This is a genomic window from Streptomyces sp. NPDC057638 (assembly GCF_042800315.1).
Lineage (GTDB): Bacteria > Actinomycetota > Actinomycetes > Streptomycetales > Streptomycetaceae > Streptomyces.
This window is the reverse complement of sequence record NZ_JBHVHF010000340.1, coordinates 1-7,652: the sequence shown is the minus strand read 5'-3', so window position 1 is coordinate 7,652 and position 7,652 is coordinate 1. Positions and strand designations below refer to the sequence as shown.

6 protein-coding genes are annotated in these 7,652 nt (G+C 73.4%); 2 read left to right on the top strand and 4 right to left on the bottom strand.

Annotated features, from left to right (window positions below):
• Window positions 1-116: 116 nt before the first annotated feature.
• The 3 genes from ACFVIM_RS30215 to ACFVIM_RS30205 all read right to left on the bottom strand — a co-directional run bounded on the left by ACFVIM_RS30215 (window position 117) and on the right by ACFVIM_RS30205 (window position 3,808).
• A complete protein-coding gene (locus ACFVIM_RS30215; protein WP_384307985.1) occupies window positions 117-557 on the bottom strand; it encodes a DUF6304 family protein in 441 nt (146 codons plus the stop codon).
• A 517-nt stretch (window positions 558-1,074) separates the two neighbouring features.
• The gene (locus ACFVIM_RS30210; RefSeq protein WP_384307982.1) at window positions 1,075-2,112 is read right to left on the bottom strand and encodes a family 2 encapsulin nanocompartment cargo protein polyprenyl transferase; all 1,038 of its coding nucleotides are present in this window, start codon (window positions 2,110-2,112) and stop codon (window positions 1,075-1,077) included.
• A 271-nt stretch (window positions 2,113-2,383) separates the two neighbouring features.
• Window positions 2,384-3,808 (bottom strand): family 2B encapsulin nanocompartment shell protein, encoded by a 1,425-nt coding sequence (locus ACFVIM_RS30205; RefSeq protein WP_384307979.1) that lies wholly within the window; start codon window positions 3,806-3,808, stop codon window positions 2,384-2,386.
• Between the two features lie 476 nt (window positions 3,809-4,284).
• On the opposite strand from ACFVIM_RS30205, the gene ACFVIM_RS30200 reads away from it, so the two are divergent.
• On the top strand, window positions 4,285-5,226 hold the full coding sequence (locus ACFVIM_RS30200; protein WP_384307977.1) for a 1-aminocyclopropane-1-carboxylate deaminase/D-cysteine desulfhydrase: 942 nt from the start codon (window positions 4,285-4,287) through the stop codon (window positions 5,224-5,226).
• 136 nt (window positions 5,227-5,362) lie between these two features.
• Here the strand turns inward: ACFVIM_RS30200 and ACFVIM_RS30195 are convergent, their stop codons facing one another.
• Window positions 5,363-6,964, bottom strand: a complete 1,602-nt coding sequence (locus ACFVIM_RS30195; RefSeq protein WP_384307974.1) for a Na+/H+ antiporter — start codon at window positions 6,962-6,964, stop codon at window positions 5,363-5,365.
• Window positions 6,965-7,030: 66 nt separating this feature from the next.
• Here ACFVIM_RS30195 and ACFVIM_RS30190 point away from each other — a divergent pair, with 66 nt between their 5' ends.
• The gene (locus tag ACFVIM_RS30190; protein ID WP_384307971.1) at window positions 7,031-7,291 is read left to right on the top strand and encodes a UBP-type zinc finger domain-containing protein; all 261 of its coding nucleotides are present in this window, start codon (window positions 7,031-7,033) and stop codon (window positions 7,289-7,291) included.
• The last annotated feature ends 361 nt before the right edge of the window (window positions 7,292-7,652 follow it).

The window sequence follows — 7,652 nt, the reverse complement described above, 5'->3', positions numbered from 1 at the left end:
CATCGCGGCGGAACGCCCCTCGGTCACATCACGGCGGCCGCTCCCTCGGCCCCGGACGCACTCGATCCGGTCGAACCCACTCGGGTGGGGGCCTCAGCGCCCCGCGGTCCCCTCCCTCACATCTCGGCGCCGGAGAGAACGCCCAGTTCGGCCCCGGGCGGCAACAGGCGCTGGAGGCGGTCGAGCGCGTCGTCGAAGTCACCCCCGGCGACTCCGGAGTCATAGGCCGCCCCGCCGTAATGCAGGGTGAGATTGAGGTCCGCCCGATCGAGCGACCCTTCGGGCCGCAGTTCGCCCAGGGTCAGCAGACAGCGGAGCGTGGCCCGCTCGGTGATCCCGTCCCGGTGGACGGGGAGCGGTATGTCCCATTCCAGCACGCAGGAGGAGAGCACGCCCTCCGCTCCCACGACCTCCAGGGCGGCCAGTGTCGCCCCTTCGTACTCAACACCCCTGATGCGCGTGCGCAGTTGGCGTCCGTGCGCCGCGATCGTGACCGCTTCCGCGCCACGCCGGTCGCGGTACCAGCCCGCCCAGACTTCCGTCGACTCCGATGACATGGCGCGGACTGTAGCGGTATGACGACCTCCGCCACTAAGCCGGGATGGCTCAGACCGTGTGGGCGGCTCTGCCCGCCCGGTCACCGGCGCCACCGGCATGGCGTGAGCACCGTGGATCACGGCACGGCCCAGGTCCCCAGAAGGGGACGAACGCCCCGAGCGTCTTCCGTCGTGTGATGACGGTACCGACCGGCTTTCCGCACTCCGGGCACCGTTGCCCGGCGAGGGGATCGCGACTGGTCCGCCGTCCTTCGCTGGCCATGTCTCCAGCGTAGGCCGCCCCCGCCCGCACCGCCCGGGAGTGAACGGAGGGGCCGGGGAGGCCGGGCGGTACGCGGGTACGGGGCCGGGCCGGCCGCCTCCGTACCCGCGCCCACAGCGGATCAGCCCGTACGCCGCTCCACGGCGGGTCAGCGGGTGCGCGGCCCCACGGCGGGCCAGCGCTCGGACCGCCCCACGGCGGGCCAATCCGCGCACCGCTCCACGGCGGGCCAGCGCTCGGACCGCCCCACGCGGGTCAGCGGGTGCGCCGCGTCACGAACTCCGCCAGCGCCAGCAGCTCCCCCGCCGCCGTCAGGTCCGGCACCGCGCGTGACAGCTCGTGCACCGCCCGCGCCATCCGGTCCGCCGCCTGGAGCTGCGCCCAGTCCCGGCCGCCCGCGCGCTCCACGGCCGACCGGGCCCGGGGGATGGCCTCCCCGGCCATCGGGCCCCGGTACAGCTCGGCCAGCTCCGCCCCGGCGGGGGTGGCCGAGGTGAGCGCGGCGACCACCGGGAGCGACTTCTTGTGGGCGGCGAGATCGGCCCCGGCGGGTTTCCCGGTGCGCCCGGGATCCCCCCAGATGCCGATCAGATCGTCGATCAGCTGGAAGGCGAGCCCCGCCTCCCGGCCGAAGGCGTCCAGCGCGGTGGTCTCCTCCACCCCGGCCCCGGCGTAGAGCGCCCCCAGCGCGCAGGCGCAGCCCAGCAGCGCGCCCGTCTTGGCCATCGCCATCGCCAGGCACTCGTCGAGGGTGACCGTCTCGGGCGGGCGTTCCTCGAAGGCACAGTCCGCCTGCTGTCCCGCGCACAGTTCGATCACACAGGACGAGAGCCGTTCGGCGGCCGGGGACGCGGCCGGGTGGCAGTCCTCGGCGAGCAGCCGCAGCGCCAGGGCGAGCAGCGCGTCCCCGGCGATGATGGCGTCGGCGGTGCCGAAGACCGCCCAGGCGGTGGGGCGGTGACGGCGGGTGGGGTCCTCGTCGATGACATCGTCGTGCAGGAGGGTGAAGTTGTGCGCCAGCTCCACGGCGGTGGCGGCCCGCACGGCCTGCCCGGGGTCACCGCCGAGCGCCCGCGCCGCCGCCAGGACCAGCGCGGGCCGGATCGCCTTGCCGCTGAATCCGGCTACGGGACGGCCGTCGGCGTCCTCCCAGCCGAAGTGGTACATCGCGATCCGCCGCAGCGGGCCGGGCATGCCCTCGACGGCCGCCCGCAGCGAGGGGCCGACGGTGTCACGGGCGCGTTCCAGCAGGACGAGCGCCTCGCGGCCCTCGATCGCCTCCGGGATGGTCAACGGGTGGTCCTTTCATCGAAGGTCCATGCGGGAAGCCGTGGGGAAGAGCCGTACGGTCCTTCCGTCCGGCCGCGCGGAAGGCCCGGGGAGCAACGTGGCGTACGGGAGCAGCTTGGCGTACGGAAGCGGCCGGCGGCCGGTACGCAACGAGGCGGCCGACGGCCTCGCCCCCGTGGTCCCGGGCCCGCCCGCCGCCCCGCGCCGCCCGCAGCGACCGGCGCGCCCTGGGGGACCGGCCATCGGCACCCGCTCCCCCAGAACGTTCCGGATCTCAGTGCCGGCGGCCCACCTCGACGTTCTCCAGCACCCCGAGCGCGTCGGGGACCAGGATCGCCGCCGAGTAGTACGCGGTGACCAGGTAGGAGATGATCGCCTGTTCGTCGATGCCCATGAAGCGCACGGACAGACTCGGCTCGATCTCGTCGGGCAGACCGGCCTGACGCAGTCCGACCACGCCCTGCTCCCCCTCGCCCGTACGGAGACAGAGGATGGACGTGGTGCGGGCCTGGCTGACCGGGATCTTGCTACAGGGGAAGATCGGCACCCCGCGCCAGGCGGGGACATGGCTCCCGGCGACCTCCACGGTCCCGGGCACCAGCCCGCGTCGGCTGCACTCCCGGCCGAAGGCGGCGATGGCCTTCGGGTGCGCCAGGAAGAGCCGGGAGCCGCGCCGCCGGGAGAGCAGTTCGTCCAGGTCGTCGGGGGTGGGGGCGCCCGCGTGCGGCTGGACGCGCTGGGCGTAGTCGCAGTTGGCCAGCAGCCCGAACTCCCGGTTGTTGATCAGCTCGTGCTCCTGACGCTCCTTCAGGGCCTCGACGGTGAGCCTGAGCTGCTGCTCGGTCTGGTTCATCGGCTGGCTGTAGAGGTCGGCGACCCTGCTGTGCACCTTGAGCACGGTCTGCGCCACGCTCAGCTCGTACTCCCGGGGCGCGGCCTCGTAGTCGACGAAGGTGTGCGGCACGAGCGCCTCGCCCACATGCCCGGCGGACAGGTCGATCGCGGCCTCGCCATAGGCGTTGGTGGCCTGGGCGGGCGCGTCGGCGACTCCGGTGAGATGGATACGGAGGGAATCGGCCCGCTCCGCCAGATTGAGCACATCGAGCCGGGTCAGCACCAGCACCGTGCAGGCGGTCGCCGCGCGGACGGTGAACGGCCAGGTGGCGTCGGGGTCGGTCAGGGCGCTCTCGCCGAAGTAGGAGCCGTCGGCGAGGACACCGAGGTCGGTCTCGTCGCCGTAGGGGCCCGCGCCGATCCGCTCCACCCGGCCATGTGCCAGCAGGAAGACCCGGTCCGCCGCGTCACCGCGTTCCGCGATGACCTCACCGGCCCGGATGTCGCGCTGGACGCAGCGGCCGGCCAGCTCACGCAGGACCGATTCATCGCCGTACGTCCGCAGCGCGGGCAGCTCGCCGAGTTCGGCGGGGATCACGGTCACCCGGTCACCGGTCTGGACGAAGGTCACCCGGCCGTCGCCCACCGTGTGGACGAGTCGCCGGTTCACCCGGTAGGTGCCGCCCTCGACCTGCACCCAGGGGAGCATCCGCAGCAGCCACCGGGAGGTGATCTCCCGCATCTGCGGAACCGACTTGGTCGTGGTGGCGAGATTGCGCGCTGCGGCGGTACCGAGACTCTGCTGTTCCGGCGTCCGCCCCTCACCGACCTCGTCGCTCACCGAGCCGACCGAACCAACCGACATGGGGACTCCCTCTCGATCACCGTCTGTACAGCAGGGGACCAGAGCTGGCCTGACCTGCGGAGCAGAGCCTTCCAGTGCGGAGAGTCGTCGCACTATTACACAAAGGGATGGGACTAACGCCCCGGGGGAGGGGCAAGGAGCGGAAACCCGAACGTTCGAATTCCGGCCCCCGTGGCGTTGACCGAATCACATCGCACAACGCCCGAACACCGCGTTCCGCCACCCGAGCCGAGGAAGCACGCGACCGGGGCCGTACGGATCATTGCCCAGGAACACCGGCGAACACCGGCCCCACCCGCCCCGCGCCCCCACCCGGCCGGTCCCCCTCCCCCGGCCCCGGGCGAGGGGAGCCGCGCCCCGGCGCCACGCGTCGACGGCCGCGCGCTCGTCCCACAGCGGCCGCCGTCGCACCACGGCGGCCGTCCCCGCCGCGCGCGACCGGCACCGACCCGCCGCCCCCGGGCGAGAATGGACCCGTGCCCTCCGCAGCCCCAGAACCCGATCCCGATCCCGCCACCGCCCTGCGTCCCGCGCTGCCCTCACCCCTCCAGGAACTCGACAGCGCGGCGGACCCCGCCTTCCACCGCCGGGGCATACGTCTGCTGCTCAAGCGCGACGACCTGATCCACCCGGACCTGCCGGGCAACAAATGGCGCAAACTCATGCCGACTCTGCGCGCCGCCGCCGGACGGCCCCTGCTCACCTTCGGCGGGGCCTACTCCAACCATCTGCGGGCGACGGCGGCCGCCGGACGACTGCTCGGCTTCCCCACCATCGGTGTGGTCCGGGGCGACGAACTGGCCGACCGGCCGCTCAACCCCTCACTCGCCCGTTGCGCCGCCGACGGGATGACGCTGGTCTTCGTCGACCGCGCCACCTACCGCCGCAAGGACGACCCGGCCACCCTCGCCCGCCTCCTCGCCGAGCACGCCCCGCCGGGAACCCGCGCGGTTCCCGAGGGCGGCAGCGACGCGCTGGCCGCCACCGGCTGCGCCGCACTCGGCCGTGAGCTGCGCGGGCTCACCGATGTCGCCGCCGTCGCCTGTGGCACCGGGGGCACCCTGGCCGGGCTGGCCGCGGGGCTGGCTCCCGGCCAGCGGGCGCTCGGCTTCCCCGTACTCAAGGGCGGTTTCCTGACCGCCGAGTGCGTCCGTCTCCAGCGCGAGGCGTTCGGGGGCCGCGTCGGTGACTGGCGGCTGGAGGAGCGCTTCCACGGCGGCGGGTACGCGCGGACGGGGCCGGAGCTGGAGGCGTTCGCGACGGCGTTCGAGGACCGTCACGCCGTTCCGGTGGAACGGATATATGTCGCCAAAATGCTCTGGGGCCTGACCACGCTGGTGACCGAAGGCGCGTTCGAGCCCGGCACCACCCTCACGGCGGTCATCACCGGCTCCCCCTTCCGGCCGCCACGACCCTGACGCCCGGAACCGCCGGCGCCCCGGACGGCCGGCGCCTGGAACCGTCCGTACCGCACACGGTCAGCACGGTCAGAGACCGTCAGGGCCCCAGGCCGACAGCGCCCTCAGGCCGACAGCGCCTCGGACGGCCGACGCCTCAGCCGCCGTCCTCCTCCCGGTACGCCGCCGCCTCTTCCAGATCCAGCCGCCGCAGCAGCGTCCGCAGCATCTCGTCGTCGATCTCCCGCTCGTCCCGCAGCCGGACGAAGACCTCGCGCTCCGTCTCGATCATCTCCCCCGCCAGCCGCCGGTAGGTGTCGTCCGCCGTCTCCCCGGTCATCTCGTTGACCGCCCCCAGCCGCTCCCAGACGGCGTTGCGCCGCCGTTCCATGACCGTGCGCAGCCGGTGTTCCAGCGGCTGCGGCAGCGCGTTGCGCTCATCGGTCAGCAGCCGGTCCAGCCGCAGATCGGCCGCCTCGGACGCCTCGGCCTGCGCCTGCGCCTCGGCCAGGGTCTCCGCCAGCGGGTCGGGCTGGGGCAGCCGCAGCAGCCGGATCAGCCCCGGCAGGGTCAGCCCCTGCACCACCAGCGTGCCGATCACGGTGGTGAAGGTCAGGAACAGCACCAGGTTCCGGGCCGGGAAGGGGGCGCCGCTCAGGGTGGTCACCGGGATGGAGAAGGCGATGGCCAGCGAGACCACGCCCCGCATCCCGGCCCAGCCGACGACGGCCGGGGACTTCCAGGTCACCCCCGGCTCCCGGGCCCTGACCCGGGACGACAGGGCCCGGGGCAGGAAGGTGGCGGGGAAGACCCAGGCGAACCGGATCGCCACCACCAGGACGAAGACGAGGAGCGCGTACCCGAGGGAGCGCGCCAGTCCGTAGTCGCCGAGCCCTTCGACCACGCTCCGCAGCTGGAGACCGATCAGCGCGAAGACGGCGGCCTCCAGGACGAACGCCACCATCGCCCAGACCGCCTCCTCCTGGAGCCGGGTGGCGAAGTCGACCTGCCAGCGGTGGTGGCCGAGGTAGAGGCCGACGACGACCACGGCGAGCACGCCGGAGGCATGGACCTGCTCGGCGGCGGCGTAGGCGGCGAAGGGGATGAGCAGCGACAGGGTGTTCTGGAGCAGGGGCTCGCGCAGATGGGTGCGCAGCCAGTGCAGCGGGACCATCAGCAGCAGGCCCACGCCCACCCCGCCGACGGCCGCGACGAGGAACTCCTCGGCCGCCTTCGACCAGCTGGCGGCCTCGCCGACGGCGGCGGCGAGGGCGACCCGGTAGGCGGTGATGGCGGTGGCGTCGTTCACCAGGGACTCGCCCTGGAGGATGGTGGTGATCCGGTGCGGCAGGCCGAGCCTGCGCGCGATGGCGGTCGCGGCCACCGCGTCGGGGGGCGCCACCACGGCACCGAGCACCAGCGCCGCGGTCAGCGGCAGCTCCGGGATGAGCAGATGGACCAGGACACCGAGCGCGACGGTGGCGAAGAGGACATAGCCGACGGAGAGCAGCGCCACCGGCCGCAGATTGGCGCGCAGATCGAGGTACGAACAGTCCAGGGCCGCCATATGGAGCAGGGGCGGCAGCAGCAGCGGCAGCACGATGTCGGGGTTGAGGGTGTAGTGCGGCACCCCGGGGAGGTAGGAGGCGACCAGCCCCGCCGCGACCACCAGCAGGGGGGCGGCCACGGGCGTCCTGCGGGCCGCCCCGCTGACGGCGGCGCTGACCGCGATCAGCGCCACCAGCGGCAGTGCCTCCATGCGCCTCGCCTCCCGCACGCCCTTCTCACCAGGAAGGTCCGCCGTGATCGCCGTACCGTGGCCATCATGAGTGGTTGCCCGCACGCAGCAGCGCTGCCCCGCCCGGAGCCGACCCCGTTGAGCGACACCTGTCCGGAGTGCCTCGCCGCCGGGACGGTCCCGGTCCATCTGCGGCTCTGTCTGGTCTGCGGCCATGTCGGCTGCTGTGACTCATCCCCGCTGCGGCACGCCAGCGCGCACTTCGCGCAGACCGGTCACCCGGTGATGCGCAGCTTCGAGCCGGGCGAGTCCTGGCGCTGGTGCTTCGTCGACACCACCCTGGTCTGACACCACCCCGTCGCGGCCGGCCGCCGTTCCGGAGGGGACCCGTCGCGGACGGCCCCCCTTCCGGGAGGGCCGCTCCGCCGACCGGGTGACCGCGCACACCTCCCTCACGACGGCCCGGATCGAAGACCTACGCGTAGTGCGAACTAGGGTTCGACACCTGACGGTCTGGGTACGTCAACCCTCCGCCACGTCCTCGCAAAAGGCCCCCGCAGACCTCTAGCCACTGTGTGTGCTCATATGCCTACCATGAGTGACAGCGACCGAGTCCGTCGAAGGTGGGGGCCCGGCGACAGCGCACCACGGATCGCGATAGCGTCGCCGGGCCAGTAACGGCCGCGCGCCGACCGCGCGGCCACGGCCC